We start from the raw sequence: 682 nt of genomic DNA on the forward strand, positions 1-682 counted from the left end.
GGTGTCCAGGTCAGCGGTGACATCCACGATCCGCCCAATGAACGAAGGGTCCACGGAATAGTCGTTGGAGAACACCCGCACGTAGTAATCCCGTGGCAGACGCACCGCGTTGCGGAACGCCGTTTCCGGGCTTACCGGCGGCAGTTCCCGCATCTTTTCCCGGTCCAGGACGATCAGCTCGTCAGGGCGGCCGTGGCGGGACCGCGAGTACCGGTGGTTGGCCTTGGGCAGCCAGTCCTCCAGCTGGCCGTTGAAATCCGCTGGTGAGCGGAAGTCCCGGCCCGGCATGAAGCGTTGCCGGAAGAACCTGTTCATCCGCTCGACCATGCCTTTGGACTCCGGATCCCGCGGCGGCAGCAGCTTGATCTCCAGCCCGAGGGACCCGGCGAACGCGGCCACCGGCTGGGTGGGCCGGCGCCGGCCGATGCCGGACTCGTTGTCCCACAACAGCCGCGACGGAACCGCCTGCGCATCCTGGAGCAGAGTCCACATTCCGCCCAGAAGGTCCGGCGTCGTCCGTGACGGCAGCATCCGTGCCTGGATGAATCCCGAGAACGCCGAAGTCATCACCAGCACAGGAGGTGTATCGTTCTGGCCCGCGCCCACGGGCAGCGGCTCGTGCGGGAACCAGAGATCGCACTGGACCTGGAACCCCGGCTCGTGGACCAGACGGTCAGCCGGG

The 682-nt window shown here is 66.7% G+C and carries 1 protein-coding gene; it reads right to left on the bottom strand.

Annotated elements, in window-relative coordinates; genetic code table 11:
- The coding region (locus BJG92_RS06245) for an integrase core domain-containing protein (RefSeq protein ID WP_232083161.1) at positions 1–682 on the bottom strand (682 nt) is incomplete at both ends.

This window comes from Arthrobacter sp. SO5, assembly GCF_020532805.1.
GTDB lineage: Bacteria > Actinomycetota > Actinomycetes > Actinomycetales > Micrococcaceae > Arthrobacter.